At 43.9% G+C, this 20,094-nt stretch carries 19 protein-coding genes; 3 read left to right on the top strand and 16 right to left on the bottom strand.

Features of this window, described 5'->3' with window-relative positions; genetic code table 11:
* Positions 1 to 116 precede the first annotated feature (116 nt).
* Positions 117 to 998 (top strand): dimethylarginine dimethylaminohydrolase family protein, encoded by an 882-nt coding sequence (locus tag ACQYAC_RS00325; RefSeq protein ID WP_429942533.1) that lies wholly within the window; start codon positions 117 to 119, stop codon positions 996 to 998.
* Positions 999 to 1,036: 38 nt separating this feature from the next.
* On the opposite strand, the gene ACQYAC_RS00320 is transcribed toward ACQYAC_RS00325, so the two are convergent.
* From ACQYAC_RS00320 to proG, 10 genes are all read right to left on the bottom strand, one after another.
* Positions 1,037 to 2,005: an ABC transporter ATP-binding protein gene (locus tag ACQYAC_RS00320; protein WP_058014202.1), complete on the bottom strand. Its 969-nt coding sequence runs from the start codon at positions 2,003 to 2,005 to the stop codon at positions 1,037 to 1,039.
* The gene (locus ACQYAC_RS00315; protein ID WP_429942532.1) at positions 1,995 to 2,912 is read right to left on the bottom strand and encodes an NlpC/P60 family protein; all 918 of its coding nucleotides are present in this window, start codon (positions 2,910 to 2,912) and stop codon (positions 1,995 to 1,997) included. The genes ACQYAC_RS00320 and ACQYAC_RS00315 overlap by 11 nt, the downstream gene beginning before the upstream one ends.
* Positions 2,912 to 3,991 carry a dipeptide epimerase gene (locus ACQYAC_RS00310; protein ID WP_429942531.1) on the bottom strand — a complete coding sequence of 360 codons (1,080 nt, stop codon included), beginning with the start codon at positions 3,989 to 3,991 and terminating at the stop codon, positions 2,912 to 2,914. Before ACQYAC_RS00310 ends, ACQYAC_RS00315 begins: the two co-directional genes overlap by 1 nt.
* Positions 3,988 to 4,929: a S66 peptidase family protein gene (locus tag ACQYAC_RS00305; RefSeq protein WP_429942530.1), complete on the bottom strand. Its 942-nt coding sequence runs from the start codon at positions 4,927 to 4,929 to the stop codon at positions 3,988 to 3,990. Before ACQYAC_RS00305 ends, ACQYAC_RS00310 begins: the two co-directional genes overlap by 4 nt.
* A 111-nt stretch (positions 4,930 to 5,040) precedes the next feature.
* A complete protein-coding gene (locus tag ACQYAC_RS00300; RefSeq protein ID WP_429942529.1) occupies positions 5,041 to 6,663 on the bottom strand; it encodes a peptide ABC transporter substrate-binding protein in 1,623 nt (540 codons plus the stop codon).
* On the bottom strand, positions 6,663 to 7,673 hold the full coding sequence (locus ACQYAC_RS00295; protein ID WP_058014207.1) for an ABC transporter ATP-binding protein: 1,011 nt from the start codon (positions 7,671 to 7,673) through the stop codon (positions 6,663 to 6,665). Before ACQYAC_RS00295 ends, ACQYAC_RS00300 begins: the two co-directional genes overlap by 1 nt.
* A gap of 7 nt (positions 7,674 to 7,680) precedes the next feature.
* Positions 7,681 to 8,643 carry an ABC transporter permease gene (locus tag ACQYAC_RS00290; RefSeq protein ID WP_429942528.1) on the bottom strand — a complete coding sequence of 321 codons (963 nt, stop codon included), beginning with the start codon at positions 8,641 to 8,643 and terminating at the stop codon, positions 7,681 to 7,683.
* Positions 8,640 to 9,575: an ABC transporter permease gene (locus ACQYAC_RS00285; protein ID WP_003211100.1), complete on the bottom strand. Its 936-nt coding sequence runs from the start codon at positions 9,573 to 9,575 to the stop codon at positions 8,640 to 8,642. Before ACQYAC_RS00285 ends, ACQYAC_RS00290 begins: the two co-directional genes overlap by 4 nt.
* 18 nt (positions 9,576 to 9,593) lie before the next feature.
* On the bottom strand, positions 9,594 to 10,418 hold the full coding sequence (locus ACQYAC_RS00280) for a M55 family metallopeptidase (RefSeq protein ID WP_169056356.1): 825 nt from the start codon (positions 10,416 to 10,418) through the stop codon (positions 9,594 to 9,596).
* A 189-nt stretch (positions 10,419 to 10,607) separates the two neighbouring features.
* Entirely contained in the window at positions 10,608 to 11,432 is an 825-nt protein-coding gene (gene proG / locus ACQYAC_RS00275; RefSeq protein WP_429942527.1) for a pyrroline-5-carboxylate reductase ProG, read from the bottom strand.
* Positions 11,433 to 11,599: 167 nt separating this feature from the next.
* Here proG and ACQYAC_RS00270 point away from each other — a divergent pair, with 167 nt between their 5' ends.
* Positions 11,600 to 12,916 (top strand): S1C family serine protease, encoded by a 1,317-nt coding sequence (locus tag ACQYAC_RS00270; RefSeq protein ID WP_429942526.1) that lies wholly within the window; start codon positions 11,600 to 11,602, stop codon positions 12,914 to 12,916.
* Positions 12,917 to 13,050: 134 nt separating this feature from the next.
* Here ACQYAC_RS00270 and ACQYAC_RS00265 read toward each other — a convergent pair whose 3' ends face one another.
* Positions 13,051 to 14,007, bottom strand: a complete 957-nt coding sequence (locus ACQYAC_RS00265) for a ring-cleaving dioxygenase (protein WP_339165573.1) — start codon at positions 14,005 to 14,007, stop codon at positions 13,051 to 13,053.
* 318 nt (positions 14,008 to 14,325) lie between these two features.
* Between ACQYAC_RS00265 and ACQYAC_RS00260 the strand changes: the two genes are divergently transcribed.
* Positions 14,326 to 15,651, top strand: a complete 1,326-nt coding sequence (locus ACQYAC_RS00260) for an APC family permease (protein WP_058014213.1) — start codon at positions 14,326 to 14,328, stop codon at positions 15,649 to 15,651.
* Positions 15,652 to 15,775: 124 nt separating this feature from the next.
* Here ACQYAC_RS00260 and ACQYAC_RS00255 read toward each other — a convergent pair whose 3' ends face one another.
* The 5 genes from ACQYAC_RS00255 to lpdA form a co-directional block, all read right to left on the bottom strand.
* On the bottom strand, positions 15,776 to 16,105 hold the full coding sequence (locus ACQYAC_RS00255; protein WP_008358910.1) for a hypothetical protein: 330 nt from the start codon (positions 16,103 to 16,105) through the stop codon (positions 15,776 to 15,778).
* A 63-nt stretch (positions 16,106 to 16,168) separates the two neighbouring features.
* Positions 16,169 to 17,125, bottom strand: a complete 957-nt coding sequence (locus ACQYAC_RS00250) for a sugar-binding transcriptional regulator (protein ID WP_058014214.1) — start codon at positions 17,123 to 17,125, stop codon at positions 16,169 to 16,171.
* Positions 17,126 to 17,218: 93 nt separating this feature from the next.
* Complete coding sequence (locus ACQYAC_RS00245; RefSeq protein ID WP_429942777.1) at positions 17,219 to 18,004, bottom strand: SDR family NAD(P)-dependent oxidoreductase; 786 nt, start codon at positions 18,002 to 18,004, stop codon at positions 17,219 to 17,221.
* Positions 17,982 to 18,683: an SDR family NAD(P)-dependent oxidoreductase gene (locus ACQYAC_RS00240; RefSeq protein ID WP_429942525.1), complete on the bottom strand. Its 702-nt coding sequence runs from the start codon at positions 18,681 to 18,683 to the stop codon at positions 17,982 to 17,984. The genes ACQYAC_RS00245 and ACQYAC_RS00240 overlap by 23 nt, the downstream gene beginning before the upstream one ends.
* A gap of 25 nt (positions 18,684 to 18,708) precedes the next feature.
* Complete coding sequence (lpdA, locus tag ACQYAC_RS00235) at positions 18,709 to 20,091, bottom strand: dihydrolipoyl dehydrogenase (protein WP_429942524.1); 1,383 nt, start codon at positions 20,089 to 20,091, stop codon at positions 18,709 to 18,711.
* Positions 20,092 to 20,094: the final 3 nt, after the last annotated feature.

The raw sequence follows: 20,094 nt of genomic DNA, 5'->3' as shown, positions 1-20,094 counted from the left end.
TAGGTTTGTCTAAACTTTTTGCTTTAGTCTCTTGTGAGAGATTTTCTTTCGGAAATGTTTCAACTATGACTAGAACGAGGAATAATAGAACTATGAACAAACAAGGAGGCCATTTGATGGATTCTATGAGAGCAGAACAAATACACAAAATGCCGCAATGCATGAGTGAATATGACGATTTACAAGAAGTCCTTTTATGCAGTCCCATCTATATGGAAATCAAACAGATCATCAACGAAACCCAAAAGCATTTTGCAAGAGAAAATATTTCTCAAATGAAAGCCATTGCTCAGCATAAGCAATTGATCCAAATCCTAAAAGACCATCAAGTACGCCCCATTATGCTTCCTGCAAATGACCGCTTTCCTGAACAGGTCTTTACTCGGGATATTGGGTTTACGATTGGACATACACTCTTTGTTTCAAGCATGGCCGCTCCGGTTCGGCAAGGAGAAGAACAATTGTTAAAAGAGTGGGCACAGGGAACTGGATTGAATACTGTTCCCCTGACAAACGGAACAATTGAAGGCGGCGATGTCCTTGTGGATCAAACACGTGTATTTGTTGGAACGAGCAAAAGAACAAACACAGCCGCTATTCATGAGCTAAAAAAAGAACTACCGGATCATGACATCATTCCCATTCATCTTCCTCCTCACATTTTGCATCTCGATTGTGTGATGAATATTCTGTCTCATGATGAGATATTGATTTATCCTGAAGCGTTCAAAAAAGAGGATCTTCACCTGCTCAACATGCATTATCATCTCATTGAAATAAGCGAACAAGAGCAATTCACACTCGGACCAAACGTTTTATCCATTGGACAGAAAAAAGTGATTAGTTTGCCTATCAATCAAGAAACAAATGCTGCTTTAACCGCTCACGGCTACACTGTCATTGAAGTGAATTTTTCAGAAATCATTAAATCTGGCGGCTCTTTTAGATGCTGCACATTGCCGATTCGGCGTTCATCCACTAAAAAAGCCAGCGTGTAGAACAGCTTGTCTACTTGCTGGCTTTTTATCTGCCTATTTTATTTCTGATCGTATAAATGACAGGCGACATCATGCCCTTCTTCTACTGCTTGTAATGTTGGCTTTTTTTCAGCACACACATCCATCGCTGCAGGACATCTTGTTCGAAATACACAGCCGCTTGGCGGGTTCACTGGACTTGGAATTTCTCCTTTTAAAATGAACCTTTTGCGCTTGTCCTCCACGTCAGGATCTGGAATGGGGATCGCAGACAGCAATGCTTGTGTATAGGGGTGAAGCGGTGTTTGATATAACGCATCACTGCTGGTCAATTCGACGAGATGACCTAAATACATGACACCGATTCGGTCGCTAATATATTTGACCATCGACAGGTCATGTGCAATAAAGAGAAATGTCAGCCCTTCCTCCTTTTGCAGTTTCTTCAGCAGATTCACGACCTGCGCTTGAACAGAGACATCCAGTGCAGAAATTGGCTCATCTGCCACAATAAATTTCGGTGCTAAGGCGAGTGCTCTTGCAATACCGATTCTCTGCCTCTGCCCTCCGCTGAATTCATGAGGATAGCGAGTGGCAAAGTCATAGCTAAGTCCAACAGCTTCCAGTAGTTCTTTCACCCTGGCAACCCTTCTCTTTTGACTCCCATAAAGGTTATGAATCTCCATTGGCTCCAGCATAATATCTTTTACAGACAGCCGCGGATTTAAGGAGGAATACGGGTCTTGAAACACCATTTGAATTTGCCGATTAAAATCAAAGGATTCCTTTTGTGAAAGGTGATGAAGGCTTTTCCCTTCATATAAGGCTTCCCCATCTGTCGGTTCATAAAGACGCATAAGCACTTTTCCAAGTGTGGATTTCCCGCAGCCAGACTCGCCAACAAGACCAAACGTTTCACCTTGTTTCAGCTGAAAGGAGACACCGTCTAGCGCTTTTAACGTTTTTCCTTTCGATAGATGAAAATGTTTTTTGAGATTGTTTACTTGTAAAAGTGGTTCAACTGCCATGACCTTTGCTCCTCTCGCTTGGCAAATACCGTCTTGCACCTGCCCATTCTTTTTCATATGAAGTGCCAGCAAGGGAAAGAAGTTCAATTTCTCTGCCGGTTTTAGGCGAGTGAAGCATCATACCGTCACCTGCGTAGATCCCTACATGGCGGACAGCTCCCTTTCCATTGTCATTGGCGAAAAACAATAAGTCGCCTTGTTCTAAATGGCTTGATGCGACCGGTGTTCCTTGCACTGCTTGGTCACTTGCGTCCCTCGGCAAAAGATATCCGCTCGCTTTATACATGCTGTAAGCAAACCCCGAACAGTCATAGCCAAAGCTGCTCATGCCGCCCCATAAATACGAAAGACCAATAAATTGTTTTCCCTTGTCTACAACATCTTTTCCGGTCATAGAGGAAGTGGAGGAAACTGGCTGCACATCTTCTTTATTGATTTCTCTCGTCCCTGCTGGTGTGACAACACGAAAGCAATCACTCGTTTCTTCTAAAGCTGCGAGCTCTGTTAAAAAACTAATTTCCATGTCCGCTTGCCCGTTTTGATAGAGCGTGGCTTTTTTCTGACAAACGATATGAGATATAGCTGGCGCACTTCCTTCTGTCACTTGCTTTAGTTGGTTCGCAGGTATATAGCCAGGATAGCCTTGTGGATGTTTCCGGCTGGCCTGCTGCGGAATAACGACTTTCATCCAGCCGTCTGTCTCTTCTAATCCAATGACTCGTTCACCGAGCAGTACTTGCGACTGGATCAGATTTTCTTCACATAAAGCCAGTTTTTCTTCATATGTTTGCTTGTCAATCCACTCTTTGATTTTGAAGGAGCTCTGAAGTACCTTTTGATCGATTTCTCTCGGAGACTGCGGCGCTGTCCATACATTCGCAACTGGAACCTTTGATTCAAATATCATCATGAGACTCCTTTCACCCCTTGAATGCCTAATCCATGATGCGGCGGGAAAAAGATATCTTTTCCTTTGTACACGATTCCTCCGTCTACCATGTCCTCTTTTAGCATCAGCGGGGCATCAAAATCATAGCGGTTGATATTCGGCTGGCTTGCGGCGAGATGAGCGGCTGCTGTAATGCCGAGTTTTGACTCAATCATACTGCCAACCATGCACTTTACGCCGTATGCTTCTGCTAAAGCGTTGATTTTTAAGGCTTCTTTTATGCCGCCTGATTTCATTAATTTTAAATTGATCAAATCACAGCTTCTCGTTTCAAGCACCTTGATCGCATCATGAAAACTGAAAATGCTTTCATCTGCCATAATGAATGTATCTGTTGCCTCCGTCACACGGCGCAGACCTTCGATATCTTCTTTTGGCACTGGCTGCTCGACTAGTTCGATATTCAGCGCCTCCATTTTTCGAATGGCTACGACCGCTTCCTTCCACGTCCAGCCCTGATTCGCATCGAGCCTGATCTGAATATCCGGTCCGACCTTTTCTCGAATTCGCTTGATACGCTGAATATCCGTGTCTATATCATCTTTTCCTACCTTGATCTTTAATGTCTGAAAGCCTTCTGCTGCGTATTGCTTCGCATCTTCCGCCATCTCAAGCGGCCGGTTCACACTGACCGTATAATCTGTTTCAAGCTGACTGCGATATCCGCCAAGGTATTGATAAAGCGGAAGTCCTGCCTGCTTCGCTAAGCCATCATAAATGGCCATGTCAACCGCTGCCTTTGCGCTTGTGTTGCAAGCGAGCACACGGTTCAAACGAGAAAAAATTTGTTCATACTCGGACAAGGAAGCCCCAAGCAATATCGGTCTGATCACTTCACAGATGGCATAGTCGATGCTTTCCAGCGTTTCACCTGTAATCACCGCTGTCGGGACTGCCTCTCCGTAGCTGACGTCACCTTGATCATATGTGATGATAACAATCAGAGATGCTGCGTCATACACCGTTCGCAAAGCGGTTTTGAACGGTTTTTTTAGCGGTACGCTCATTCTGCATGTACGAACATCGACGATTTTCATTTGATCGCCTCTTTCGCTGCAACACCGGGAGAAATGTGCAGTTTTTTCCCTGTCGCATCTAATGTAGCCTGCGTGCCCATTGGAATGGCAAAGTTCGGCGAAGAATGGCCAATCCGAAAGCCCCCAAGTGCAGGCTTTTTTTGCGGCACAATGTAGGTGTCCCATACTTGATTCAATGTGAGGGACTGATCTTTCTTTTTTGGTTCACATTGATGAAAATCTCCAATGATGAATCCAGCCGCATCATCCAATTTTCCCGCAGATGTGAGGTGCTGCATCATTCGATCAATTTTATAGGGCTCTTCATCAATATCTTCAATGAACAAAAGCTTTCCCTTCGTATCGATTTCAAAAGGTGTACCAAGTGTTGTCACGATGAGGGCAAGATTTCCTCCAACAATTTCACCTGAAGCGGTGCCCGGATAGAAAGTATGAAGGGGTGACAAGTGGTGCGCATACGTAAAGGCTTTCGGTGCGAACAACTGTAAAAAGGTATCTTTCGTATAAGGATGGACCTCCTCAAGTCCCACATCAGAGGAGAGCATTGGACCATGAAACGTCACAAGACCCGTCTGCTGCTGGATGGCCGTATGTAAAAACGTAATATCACTATAGCCCCAAAAAATTTTTGGATTCCGGCGAATCAGGTCATAGTCAATGGCTTCCGCAAGTCTGCCAGTCCCATATCCTCCGCAAGCACAAATAACCGCTTTCACTTCTGGATCTTGAAACATGCGGTGGAGATCCTCCACTCTTTCATGATCATGACCTGCTAAATACCCGTACCGGCGGCCCAAATACTTCCCTTTTTTCACCTTTAGCCCGAGGCTTTCTAAAAAGGCAATTCCTTTTGCTAATTTCAGCTCATCAGGCGGGCTTGCTGGTGCAATAATCCCCACCGTATCCCCTGTTTGAAGTGCCACTGGCAGCTGGCTCATGCCATATCCCCTCTTTCTCTTCGTTTCTTTCAATCTATGGGTTTCTGCTTCATAACATGAACGAATAAAGGAACAGACGCTTTTATTTCAAAGCGTCTTTTGATCCTCATATCACTCTCCATCTACTTGTGCCCATTTCAAATCGATATACCCAACAGGGTGACGGACAATCCCTTTCACGCCTTCTTTTTGTAAATGGACTTGATTATAAAAATGAATCGGGATGATCGGTGCTTCTTCAATGAGAAGTGCCTCTGCATCATGAAGAATGTTGTTTCTCTTTTGCTCATCTGCTTCTTGGCTTGCCTTTTTGATCAACTGATCATAGGTATCGTTGGACCATCCTGTCCGGTTCATCGCATTCCCTGTTTGAAAGCTCTCTAGGAAATTGATCGGATCTGCATAGTCTGCTAAAAATGAACTTTGTGAGAATTGGAATTTCAGCGCCTTTTGATCTTCTGCAAATACATTGGCTTCCATGTTTGCAAGCTTTACATCTACACCTAACGCTTCTTTCAGCTGCTGTTGGATGGCTTCAGCTTTTTTCTTGTTCTCAGGCTTTGTACTATATGTCAATGTGACGGCTGGCAGTTTTGAATAGTTCTCTTCTTTCAGCCCTTTTTCTAATAGCTTCGCAGCTTCACTCTTATCATTCTTCACAAGATCACCGCCAGCTTCTCTGAAATCCTCGCCCTTTGAATCTAGAATGCCTGGCGAGACGAAAGCACGTGCTGGCTTCTCTTCATTTTTTGTCACATAATCCACGATATCTTGCGGGTTGATCGCCATTTGAAAAGCTTTGCGGATGTTCTTATTTTGAAAAGGTTCCATGTTTACATTCAGACGATAAAAGAACAATCCAGCCTGGTCTTCAATTTGTACATCTTTATTTTTCAGCAGATTTTCACTTTGCTCTGCTGGGACAAAGGCAGTATCTAAATCTCCTGATTGATACATTTGATAGTCTGTGTTTCGATCACTGATCATCAGCCACTTCACTTGATCCAGCTTAACTGATTTTTCATCCCAATACGTCTCACTTTTTTCCATTGTGAAGCTCTCATCATGTTTCCACTCTGTCAGCTTGAACGGTCCATTTCCGACAAAGGTTTTGGCGTCTTTTGCCCAGTTTGGGTCCTTCTTTGCGACCAGTTCATTGACAGGAAAAAAGGCAGGGTTTGCGGTCATATTTAAGAACGATTTCTGCGGATATGCTAGTGTGACCTTAAGCGTTTTGTCATTTACAGCACTGACTTTCACGTCTTCTTTCTTTCCTTTGCCGCTGTTAAATGCCTCTCCGCCTTCAATCATGTATGCTAGGAACGATGCAGAAGAGCCTGTTTTCGGATCAAGAAGCCGCTTCCACGCATATTCAAAGTCACTCGCTTTCACTGGATCACCATTTGACCACTTGATGCCATCTCTTAAATGGAACGTATACGTTTTTCCATCCTTTGAAATCTCCCATTTTTCCGCCATTGCAGGAGATGGTTCGTGCTTTTCATTCAGTCTTGTTAATCCCTCCATTAAATTATTGAGTCCTTGCCACGATACATTATTAAAACCAATCGGCGGATCAAACGACGTCGGTTCGTTTTCGTTATTTAAGGTTAATACTTTCTTTTCACCCTCTTTGCTTGATGATCCTTTCCCTGCTTGCTCATTGGCTGTACACCCTGCGAGCAGCATGATCGCGAACAAACATATACTGATGATCCATCCCTTTTTTCTCATCAAAAACTCCCCCTTTGTGTTGAAGATAAAACGGTTTGATTCGCACGCTCATCTTGGAGCCAGCAATGCACTGTATGGGTAGGTGACCGCTGCGTTTCATGCGGCATGATATGATCACATACCTTCATGGCGGCAGGGCAGCGATCTGTATACGGACAGCCCTTTGGCGGAGCAAATAAATCAGGCGGGCTTCCTTCAATTGGAATGAGTTCATCTTTCATATCAAGTCTTGGAACGGATTGCAGAAGTCCTTTTGTATAAGGATGCTGCGGACTGTAAAAAATATCTCGCCTCGTTCCGACCTCCACCATTTTCCCTCCGTACATGACCGCCACTCGGTCTGCGACTTGGGCTACGACCCCTAAATCATGTGTGATTAAAATAATGGTGACCCCTGTTTTTCTCTGAATCTCTTTAAACAGCTCTAATATTTGTGCCTGTATGGTCACATCCAGTGCGGTCGTTGGTTCATCAGCAATCAGCACTTTCGGCTCGCAAATCAGTGCCATGGCAATCATGAGCCGCTGCCTCATTCCCCCGCTGAACTGATGAGGGTATTGCTTTAGCCTTTCCTTCGGCTGCGGAATGCCGACCAAATCAAGCATCCGAATGGCGGCTTCTTTCACTTCTTTATTCGTCAGCTTTTGATGCTCCTTTGCCGCCTCCATGAGCTGATCGCCGATTGTCAAGGTTGGGTTCAGTGCGGTCATGGGATCTTGGAAGATCATCGAAATATCGACACCTCGTATGGCGCGCATTTCTTTTTCAGATAATGACAGCAAATTTCGGTCTTCAAACCAGATTTCTCCCTGATCAACATGAGCGCTGTATGCTGGCAGCAGCCTCATGATACTTTGTGAAGTCACACTTTTCCCGCAGCCTGATTCTCCTACAATGGCAAGGGTTTCTTTTTCATATACATCCACATTCACTCCGCGTACCGCTCGAACTGAGCCGCCATATGTCCGAAAGCTGACGTGCAGATCGATGATTTGTAGAACTTTTTTCAAAGCGCCATCACCTCTTCATCTTCGGATCAAGCGCATCTTGCAAGCCATCACCTAAATTGTTAAAGCAAAACATCGTGAGTGAAATAAAAAACGCAGGGAAAAATAAACGCCACCAATGCCCGTTATTTGACAGCACTGTTGGCAGCGCATCATTGGCCATCACGCCCCAGCTTGCAAACGGTGCTTGAATGCCTAAACCAAGAAAGCTTAGGAACGCTTCTGCAAATATCGCGGTCGGTACAGTTAAGGTCATCTGAACGATAATCGGCCCCATCGTATTCGGCAGCAGGTTGCGGCGAATGATACGCAGACTCTTTGCACCAAAGGTTTTTGAGGCAAGGACATATTCCTGGCTTTTCAGCTGAAGAACTTGACCTCTCACGATTCTTGCCATGCCAATCCATCCGGTGACAGTGAGCGCTACAATAATGGTGACAAGCCCTGGCCCCATCAGAACCATCAATAAAATGACAACAAGTAAATAAGGAAGACCATAGAGCACCTCGACGATTCGCATCATGACATGGTCATATCTCCCGCCCTTATAACCGGCAATCCCTCCATAGATCACGCCGATAGCAAAATCAATCAGGGCTGCCATGACGCCTACAAATAACGAAATACGTGCCCCGTACCATGTACGCGTGAACACATCTCGTCCAAGCTCATCCGTTCCGAACCAGTGAGCAGCGGATGGCGGCAGATTTTGCATCGAAAGACGCTGCTCTGTCACGCTATTAGGTGCAAGCAATGGGCCTAATAGTGCCATGATAAAAAGAAAAATCAATACCGATAGACTAAACATCGCAAGCTTATTTTGCTTCAGTCGTCTCCATGTGTCTGCCCAATACGAAAGAGAGGGTCTTTTAATGGCATGGGCCTCCGTTTTCTTTTGCTCTCTCGGAGAAAACCATTCGTCCGGCACTTCATGATGCGGATTCGGTTGATCCTGCTGCAGGTGTATACTCATGCCTTTCCTCCTTTCTGATGCAGCTGAATCCTCGGATCAAGCAGGCGATACGCCACATCAACAATGAAAAGAAGTGTGATTAAAATAATGCTGTAAAAAACAGTGGTTCCCATGATGACAGGATAATCACGGTTGTTAATACTCTCGACAAAGTATTTTCCCATGCCAGGAATCGCAAAGATTTTTTCAATGACAAAACTTCCTGTTAAAATACTTGCGACAAGTGTGCCAAGAATGGTCACAACAGGCAAAAGCGCATTTCGAAGCGCATGTTTGAACACAATTTTAAAGGGAGAAAGCCCTTTTGCTTTAGCAGTGCGAATATAGTCCTGAGACAGCACTTCAATCATGCTCGATCTTGTTAACCGGGCAATAATGGCCATCGGACTAACGGCAAGAGCAATGGTTGGCAGCACCATATGCATCGGACTTGTCCACATCGCTGTAGGAAAGAGCTTCAAATTCACAGCAAGCTGCTGAATTAATAAAGTAGCAAAGATAAAGTTTGGAATGGATATACCGAAAACAGCAATGGTCATGGCGATATAATCAATCAAGCCATTGTGCCGGAGGGCAGCCATGACCCCAAGCAGGATGCCGGAGATGACAGCAATCAATATTGAGATAAGACCAAGTTCTAATGAGACTGGGAAGCCTCTCGCCAATAGATCATTGACACTTTCAGAAGGCTTTTTAATGGAAGGACCAAAATCAAAGGTAACGATGGATTTTAAATAGATGACATATTGAACATACAGTGGTTCATCTAAGTGATAGTAGCTTTCGAGGTTTCGCTGGACCGTTTCGTTTGTATTTCGTTCTTCATTGAAAGGCGATCCTGGGATGACCTTCATTAAAATAAACGTTAACGTTGTAATTGTTAAGATCGTGGCAATCATCGCAATAAAACGCTTGAGCAAAAAGCTGGTCATCTGCCGTCTCCCCCTCGTTTAACAAAATGTTGTACGTGCGGCAAGCTCTGTCATGACAAGCATCGCTTGGTAGGCTTCTAATATATTCTCTGCTTGATACGTCACCGTTGTTGTTCCTTCTATGATGGCAGTACCTGGCATTAAATTCGCCCATTCAGCTTGTCCATAATTGGCAAATTCAATCTTCAGCAGCGGCTGATCAGGAGGCGTCAGCGGCTTGATGTGATGAATCTGTTTCATTGCGGCTTCCACTTGCTGCGAGATTTGTTGGTTGACTTTGGCAGGAGTGAGACATTTCACAGCAGATCTTGATATGGTCTCTTTTACTGCCACTGTTTTCACACCAGGCATCAGCTTTTCTGCTTCAAGTGCTGCTTGATCATCTCCGCAAACAAGAATCACCGGCACACCGTAGTAGCCTGCAACATACGCATTAAAGCCCATTTCACCAATTGGATGATCATTTATGTAAAAATGTCTGACACCAAAAATCATACTGTGGGACATCACACCTTTCATAGACGCCCTCGCATGATAGCCTAAAAAAACAGCAGCGTCATAGGATTGATCTAGCCCTTGAACCATTGAATAAGGCTTGACGTCACCAGATATAAGAGATGCCTCTTCATGCAATTCTTCAATCAACAAATTATTCATTTTGGAATGACTGTCATTGACCAAAATGTCGGTTGCGCCATGCTGAAGAAGAGCCTCCACACAGGCATTCACTTCACCTGTCATGATCTTTCTGCCCCGTTCATAATTGTGCTGACGGGCATCGACAAATGTATGATCAGCTAGACCAGTAATCCCCTCCATATCGACAGATACATAGAGCTTCATCCCCATCCCCCTTTAATTAAACTTAAAATTTGTGTATATTTTTCTAAATTTTCTAAAAAATTATATGATTACTTGATTGATTTTTCAATACAATGTCTGAAAATAAGGAAATTAGACTCAGATAATACAGGTCAATAAGCTGAATACGAAAGGATTTTTTTAACAAATAAAACACCACTAACTATGTCTTTAGTGGTGTTTGTCTGCTTCGTTAATCTGTGATTTCAGCTGTTCATATTTCTTCATGGTTTGTGTAAATAGATCATCAAACATCTGAGGTGCCTGCTTTTGAATAACATCGGCGCCTTCTCCTGTAATGCCCCCTTTTGTCGCCACTCTATCGACGGTTTCAGCAAAGGTGAGGCCTCGTTCTACAAGAACTTGACCTGTGCCTAAAAGGGCATACGTTAAAAATTCATACGCTTCCTCTAAGGAAAGCTCACTATTTCTCACAGCGGCTCTCGCCATTTCTTCAAAAAGAGCAGCGATAAAACCAGGAGATGAGCTCGTCAAGTTACTCGCCGCATCAAACTGGTCTTCCCCTATTTCACGTACGATGCTAAAAGCTGAAAGGAGACGGTGCAAACGTGCCTTTTCTTCCTCTCCAGCAGTTTCACCATGCGCAATGAGGGATACGCCCGTTCCAACAGCTGACGTGAGCGTTGGGATGTATCTGGAAATTGGTTGAGTCGTATACTTTGATAACTTGTCTAACGTCACAGCCGCGGCTACTGACACAATATGAACCGATTTGGCTGCTGAAGGCAGTTGATCGAGTACATCAAGTACAGCAAGCGGCGGCACGCAGATAAAAAGTACATCACATGACGCAGAAAGTTCGTCTAATGAGCAGATGTTTATTTCTTGATGCTTGTCTTTGAGTTGAAGCAGGCGGTCCGTTTCACTTCTTGTATGGATCATGATTTGATGGGCATTGAGCACTTCTTTTTCCAGCCATTTTTGCACCATCATATCAGCCATGCTTCCATATCCAATGATTCCAATTTTCTCCACAGTTTAATCTCCTCTATTTGGCTTAGATTCACTACTTATTTTAACAATTTCCCACAATGTTTTCATTTTTATCCCACACTTTTTTCTTACGATAAAGCCAATCGCCACACATAAGGTCATCCCACCTCGAACCATACATGAAAAATTGAAGAAAGAGAGTGATTCGAATGACACATCACAAACATGAAAACCAACCTTCTCATGAGATTCAAACAATGAAGCAGCCACAAAAACAAAAGAAGAAGCCAAACAGCTGGTTTAAGCCATTTGTTAGCGGCATTGTAGGCGGCATACTAGCGTTAGGTGTGTATGTCCTTACGCCATATGCCCAGCACGCATCAAACAACACAGCAAGCGATTCTGCTGCAAAAACAGAAGCTGTATCAACAAATGATACAAGTGCCAGTTCGTCAAAAACAACTGCTGTCCAAACATCACATTCATCAAGCAGTATCTCAAGCATGGTCGAAGATGTATCGCCAGCCATTGTCGGCATTACAAACTATCAAGCGCAAAGTCAAACAGACATGGGCTTTGGCGATTTCAATACGCCTTTTGATGAATCACAGCAAAATAAAAGCAGTCAAGAGGAAAAAACCGGTACAGGCTCAGGGGTGATTTTCAAAAAATCCGGCAGCAAAGCCTATATCTTAACAAACAACCACGTCATTGAAGGGGCAAATAAACTCACAGTATCCTTGCACGATGGCAAAACCACCAAAGGTAAATTGGTCGGAGCTGACCCGCTGACTGACCTAGCAGTTGTAGAAATTAGCAGCAGTCATGTAACGAAGGTCGCGGCATTAGGCGATTCCTCCTCGCTGCGTGCTGGGGAAACTGTCATCGCGATCGGAAACCCGCTTGGTGAAGATCTATCAAGAACCGTTACCCAAGGAATTGTCAGCGGTGTCGACCGAACAGTCTCAATGAACACATCAGCAGGCGAAAGCAGCATTAATGTGATTCAAACAGATGCAGCTATTAACCCAGGAAACAGCGGCGGACCACTTCTTACGACAGATGGAAAGGTTGTGGGGATCACGAGTATGAAAATTTCTGAAACAGGTGTTGAAGGTATTGGATTCGCGCTTCCAATCAATGATGTCAAACCAATCGCCGATCAGCTTCTCGCAAAAGGAAAGATTGAGCGTCCATATATCGGCATCAGCATGCTGGATCTCGAACAAGTCCCAGACATATATCAGAAAGAAACACTCGGTCTCAAAAACAGTCAGCTTGATCAGGGCGTATACATCAAAGAAATCGCCGCAGGCTCACCTGCCGCCAAAGCCGGCTTAAAGTCTGAGGATGTCATTACCGCCATCAATGGGAAACAAATCAAAACCGGAAGTGAATTACGTCATGAACTATACACGAATACGAAAGTTGGAGACACCGTAAACATCACACTCATTCGAAACGGAAAAGAAGAAACGAAGAAGGTGACATTAACACAAACTGAATCTAAGCAGGTAAGTTCCTAATGCAAAAGAAAAAGGGCTAAAATCAAGATGATTTTACCCTTTTTTCTTTTCAGCGTGATAGAAAACATTTGCAGACCTGACAAAAAACGCAAGGGTTTGTCTATACGCTAAGCAGCTCATGAATGAACTGCTTTTTATGATGACTGAATTGGCGTTAATCTCTGCTCTATTTCTGCTCGTTTGTGCTCTAGAAATGGAGGAAGGGCTAATTGATCGCCAAGCTCATCTACTCCTTCGTCCACTGTAAACCCAGGACCATCTGTTGAGATTTCAAATAAGATACCATTCGGTTCTCTAAAGTAAAGGGCTTTAAAGTAGAAACGTTCCACAACACCAGAGTTTGTGAAGCCTGCTTTTGATATTTTGTCATACCATTTTTCCAATTCCTCAGCATCTTCCACGCGAAAGGCTACGTGATGCACACTTCCTCTGCCTGAACGCTCAGAAGGTCCTTCCGTTTTTTCGATCACATGAATTTCTGTTCCAGCACCGCCATTTCCTGACTCAAAAATGGTCACGATCTCACCATCATTTGATTGTTCACGCGCTCTTTCGGTAAAGCCAAGGATGTCTGTTAAAACACGGATCGTTTTGTCCGCTTCTGCAACGGTTAATTCCACTGGCCCCAAACCTCTAATGGCAAACTCTGCCGGAATATCATCATGCACTGGCGGTGAGCCTGCTTCTTGTGCGTTCGGTTCTACTGTTAAAAATAGCTGCTGCCCTTCTGGATCTTGAAAGCGCAAGGCAGGTCTACCCCCTCTTAAGGAAGCCGTTTCTTGCTGCACGCCTTTTTTTTCAAAACGCTTTTCCCAAAATGAAAGTGCTTCTTCAGAAGAAACGAGAAGGCCTGTGCTTGTGATGGCATTTGTTCCTTTCAAACGACGGGCGAGCATTGGTATTTCAAAGAAGGTGAGCTCCGTTCCCGGTGAAGCGACCTCATCTCCATAAAATAAGTGATACATAGATGGGTCATCCTGATTGACCGTTTTCTTTACAAGTTTTAAGCCAAGAATCTGGCGATAGAAATCAACATTCTTTTGAGCATTGGCTGTTAATGCAGATACGTGGTGAATCCCATTGATTTTCATTATATTCACTCCTATTTCAAAACATCTCGAATTCAAGATAATATCCTTATGAATAAAATAGGTCATTTTTCAAGAAAAGTCAACCATTTGGCTAGATGTTCGGTTTCTAACGATAAAATTAACATTAAATCAAAAATAATCTTTTATCGTTCGTTTTTAACGAAACATTTACCCTAATTTCTCCAATAAACGAACACTTTTAAATACAAATACGAAAATCAGAAAATTTTTTTAATTCTTGTTTTCCTAAAATCGTATTACAATGAACAAAATACATGTCACAGTAACGTACGAAAGTGATGCAGGAGGTCGTGTGTAATGAACAAAGAACAACCAGCGTTAAAACAGGACATCGGCTTATTTTTCGCCCTATCTCTTGTCATCGGGACGATTATCGGGTCCGGCGTCTTTATGAAGCCAGGCAACGTCCTTTCCTATTCAGGAAGCTCAGATATCGCATTATTCGCTTGGCTGCTAGGTGGCATTTTAACCCTTGCAGGCGGACTCACTGTTGCTGAAATTGGCACACAAATCCCTCGGACTGGCGGATTGTATGCCTACCTTGAAGAAGTGTATGGTGAGTTTTGGGGCTATTTATGCGGATGGGTGCAGATTATCATTTACGGGCCTGCCATCATCGGTGCGCTCGGTCTTTATTTTGGTTCATTGTTAGCCAATTTATTTTCTCTTTCTTCTTTATGGTCGACAACAATCGGCATTATCACTGTTTTATTTTTATGTTTAATTAACATTATGGGAACAAAATACGGCGGTTTTGTACAAGGACTGACCACCATCGGAAAGCTTGTCCCGATTGCCGCTATTATTGTGTTTGGCTTATGGAAAGGAAACGAAAATATTTTGATGGCAGTCAACGATAGTATCGCTCAAATGAACTTTGGTGCAGCGATTTTGGCTACGTTGTTTGCTTATGATGGCTGGATATTGCTTGCAGCACTTGGCGGTGAAATGAAAAACCCAGAGAAGCTGCTGCCTCGTGCAATGGCAGGCGGGATTTTAATCGTCACGGCTTGTTATCTCTTTATTAATGTTGCTCTTTTACACGTGTTACCAGCAGATCAAATCGTACAGCTTGGAGAAAATGCGACAAGTACTGCTGCGACAATGCTCTTTGGCCCAATCGGCGGTAAGGTCATTAGTATCGGCATCATCATTAGTATCTTTGGCTGTTTGAACGGAAAGGTTCTTTCATTCCCACGTGTGATTTTCGCGATGGCAGAGCGAAAGCAAATTCCTTTCGCAAACGCGATTTCGCGTATTCACCCTACATTTAAAACACCGTGGATTGCGGTATTTGTACAAATTTTGATCGCCATTGTATTTATGATCGTCAGCAATCCAGAAAAACTGTCAGAGGTTTCGATTTTCATGATCTACATCTTTTATGTCATGGCCTTTTTCGCAGTCTTTAAATTGAGAAAACAAAACAAAGGAATGGAGCGTGCTTATAGCGTACCACTTTACCCGCTCACTCCAATCGTTGCAATTATCGGTTCTTTATTCGTCTTAATCAGCACCATGATCACCGACTGGAAAAGCTGTCTCATCTCCATGCTGATCGGAATTGCTGGACTGCCTATTTATTATTATATGAAAAAAGCACACAAAAAAGCAGAGCGCTAATCAGCTCTGCTTTTTTTCTTTCTTCACAGCGTGATAGAAAACCTTTGCTTTCTAGAAAGAACGAGCATCTGAGCGCAGACCTGTCAAAGAATGCGAGGTTTTGTCTAAACGCGCTAGTGCTCTGCTATTTTTTATATTGCTTAATCACTTTGTATGATTCGTTTAAATATCTCATGAGCCGGTATGGCTTACTAAGCACGCGGATTGGGAGTCTTGAGATAAATCCATTCAAATTCGCCTTATATTCTTGCGTCATCCGTTTTGGCTTTGTCGCAATTTTTTCGTATACTTCTTTGTAAAATTCCTTCATGATGTCGACTTGCACACTGATCTTCTGATGACACTCTGTACACTCAACGCTTTTCATCTGATCATTCACATAAACGATGCTGTGGAGGGTCTCTTCTTGGCACCGAGTACAATGTAGGTTCGCTTCCATTTCGGTTTTCTTCAAGATACACAGCTCCTTTCTCGTTTGATGTTGCTCTTTTTATACAATTCGATGGCTATGAGCCGTTTATTGGACGGAAGCTTCCTTTAAAATGGCTGCCGCCGTTAGTTCGTCTGTCACCAGCACTTGAATGAATCCGCCATTTAAAGCCCCTAAAATACTTTCAGCTTTATGGGTTCCTTCTACAACAGCAATGACCGTTTTGACGCTCTTTAACTGCTCCAGTGATAAACCAATGACCTTTTGATTCAGTTCATCTTGGACAGGTTTGCCTTGACCGTCAAAGAAACGAAAGCCAATATCACCTACAGCCCCTGATTGCCTTAAACCAGATAAATCCTCTTCTTTTAAGTAACCAACTGTTTTTAACGTTGAACCTTTATGCGGGTTGCCAATACCGATGAGGGCAATGTCGACATTTTTACCTTCTTCAAGCACAGCTTCTATATCCTGCATTGCCATAAGCCGCTCTTTTAATTCTTCTGTTTCTAAAATCGCCGGGGCATATAAATAGGAACACGTGCCATTCATTTTCTTTGCCAGCTCATATGCCAGCTGATTGGCATGAATGTCGACTGCCTGCCTGCCCATTCCACCCTCTAATGGAATGACCTTCACATCGTTTCTTCGCTCGAACGGGTATTCCTTTACAAGCTCAGCTAGCGTAGTTCCCCATGAAATGCCGATTTTCTCCGCATCTTTCATGTTTTTAGATAAATAATAGGCACCAGCTTGACCGACGGCACGTTTCACCATCTCAGACATTGTCCCGACACTTGGGACAACGACAGCATCTGTTAATTGAAAAGTTGTTTCTAGCTGCTTTTCCAGTTCCACCGTGTGAATACTTTCGTCTTTAATGTACACCTCAACGATTCCCACATCTTTTGCTTTTTGTAAGAGCTTTGAAATGACTGGTCTCGAGACATTGAGCTTTTTTGCGATTTCCTGCTGCGTCCACCCGTCTGTATAATAAAGATGAGCAACTTTGACGAGCTGTCGTCTTTCTTCCCAATTCAGCATGTGACATCATCCTTTTAATATACTATGATTCCCAGTATACCAAACATTCGTTTCTAATTGGAACAATTGTTACGAAAATGACAAAAAGAGCGATTACCTCTCCGCTCTTTTTCCCTCCGTATATTTTGGCTGATACGTTCTCCCGCCGTCTAACAGGATAATTTGTCCGTGCAGATAGCTTCCCTCCTCACTTGTAAGAAATAAAGTGAGTCCTGCAATATCGTCTGGTCTTCCTAATCTCCCGACAGGAATGAGCGATTGCAGCTGCCTTTTCTCCACCTCAGTAGGATAGAGCGTATCAAGCATTTGAGATTCAATTACGCGGGGGGCAATCACATTGATACGCACATGGTGCGCCCCTAATTCCTTTACGAGCGAACGCATCAGACCAAAAGCACCTGCTTTTGAGGCGTAATACTGAATTCCGCCGCCTGAGCCAGTTATAGCAGATCCTGAGCCAATAATAACAATGCTTCCTTCTTGCCGCTCACATATATAAGGTGCTGACGCTTTGATGCAATAATAAAGACCATACAAGTTCACAGCCAGTGTCTTTTTCCAAAGTGAAAAATCGACTTCTAAAAAAGGAAGTGATTTTGTCATCCCAGCTGAATACACAAGATGAGCAATGCCGCCTAGCTCCCTTTCAGCTGCTGAGATCATCTGCTGAACACTTTCCCACGATGAAACGTCAGCTTGAAATGTCAGCAGCTCAGAGTGCTGTTTTTTTAAAAGTGAAAGTCCTTGTTTATCTATATCAGACACAGCCACTCGGTGTCCTTCTTTTAAAAAACGCTCGGCAATTTCCTTTCCTATCCCTTGGGCACCGCCAACGATGAGAACTGGTTTTTGATCATTAGCCAGCACTCTCACCCCCATCAAGCATAATCGCTGCACCATCTGTAAATGCACCATATGATGTACTTAAAAAGACCGTCATATGGGCCACAGTCTCCTTGATTTGCTCTGTGTTAGGAATCAAATGGAGAGGCGGCGGTAATAAGGCGAGCACCCGAATGCCTTTGTCTTTAAATTCTCGCGCCAGCCCTTTTGTCATGGCATTCAGCATGGAATTCGATGTCGCATGTGAAATCCCGCCATCACCTGTGATACTGCCTGATGACGATATATTAATAATACAGCCTTTCTTCTGGTCAACCATGTGCCATACGGCAGCTTGACTGGAAAGAAAGACAGTATTCACAGCTGTTTCCACTTCGTCCATCCACTCATTAGGGTGAGTGGCATCAAGCTCCGCTTCCGCTCCTTGCGCTGCTTGATTGACCAAAATATCCAGTTTCCCGCACGTATCGATCACTTGCCTCAGCATACGCGTGGCATCACGCGGCGTCTCCAGCGGGTTCATGATGATACTCGCCTGACCGCCCATTTTTTGAATGTCTTCACAAATGGTTCTAGCCTTTGATTCATCATGAAATGTGTGTAAAAAAACATGTGCACCTGCCCGGGCTAAAGCCAGGCAGATGGCTTCTCCAAACCCATCTGTGCTACCTGTCACAAGTGCCGCTTTCTGATGAAGCTGGACGTGCACATGCATCTCCTCCCTATCCCTTGTTTAGCATTTATTTTCTCAGCTTACTCACGATCTCAAGAGCTGCTTCATAAAAACCTTCTGAGATGGTCGGATGTGGATGAATCATTTTCGCCATCTCTTCTGCTGTTCCTTCTAAATACATAAAGGAAGAAGCTTCTGAAATCATCTCTGTGACATGCGGACCAACCATCGTTGCGCCGATTACTTCACCATATGCTGTATCGTACACCAATTTAATAAAGCCTGTTTGAACACCTGCCGCTAACGCTTTACCACTTGCCGCTAAATCAAATCGTTCTGTTTGTACGCTGAGCCCTTTGGCTATTGCCTCTTTCTCCGTTAGGCCGACACTTGCCACCTCTGGTAATGTATAAATACATCTAGGCATAATATCTGCATTCATTTTTTCAGGCACTCCGCAAATATTGCTGACCGCAACAGCAGCCTCTGCCATCGCCGCATGAGCCAGCTGATAGCCGCCGGCGACATCCCCAACTGCGTATACACCATCAGCACTTGTCTGCATCTGATCATTCACCTTGATAAACGGACCATCGAGCTGAAGATCAAGCTGGCTGACAGCTGATACATTCGGTTTTCTTCCAACGCAGACAAGCAGTCTTTCCGCTGTAAAGATGTGCGTCTCCCCTTTATCATCTGTTGCATGAACCGCTTTGACTCCTTCGCTTTCCGTCAACTCTGTCACAGTGGTCTTCTTCGCAATATGGATGCCCTTTTTCTTGAGTTCTCTTTCTAGCAGCTTAGATGCTTCTTCATCCTCTTGCGGGATAATGGACGGTGCCGCTTCAATAATGGTCACTTTTGATTGAAGACTTTGGAAGATACAAGCAAGTTCAAGACCAATGACACCTCCGCCAATAATGACGACAGAAGCAGGGATATCTGGGATGTCAAAGATTGTATCACTTGTATCAAATGAAATATCCTTAAGCCCCGGTATTGGCGGAATGGCCGGTGAAGATCCAGTAGCAATGATTAACTCTTTCGTTTCAATCGATTCTGATCCATCTTGTTTTTCTATTTCAATCCGATGCTTAGTCACCGCTGTGCCTCTGCCGTTATATACATCAATCTTTCCTTGCTTTAATAAAAAGGCGATTCCGCCTCTGAGCTTTTCAATGACGTCATCTTTGCGCTTTCTCATTTTATCGAAGGAAAGGATCATGTCACCTGTTTCGATTCCCCAGCTTTTCGCCTTCTCGATTGATTCAATGACTTCTGCATGTTTCAGCAGGGTCTTTGAAGGGATACAGCCTCGATTTAAACAAGTACCGCCTAGAAAATCCTCCTCAATCAAAGCAACCTTCCGTCCGCGCTCAGCCGCTTGAAGGGCGGCAGTATACCCGCCAGGCCCTCCGCCAATGACTGTCAGATCATACGTTTTCGTCATCCG

This window comes from Bacillus sp. MM09(2025) (genome assembly GCF_050496725.1).
Classification (GTDB): Bacteria; Bacillota; Bacilli; order Bacillales; family Bacillaceae; genus Bacillus; species Bacillus pumilus.
The sequence above is the reverse complement of the archived record's forward strand: the minus strand, read 5'-3'. Positions and strand labels throughout refer to the sequence as shown.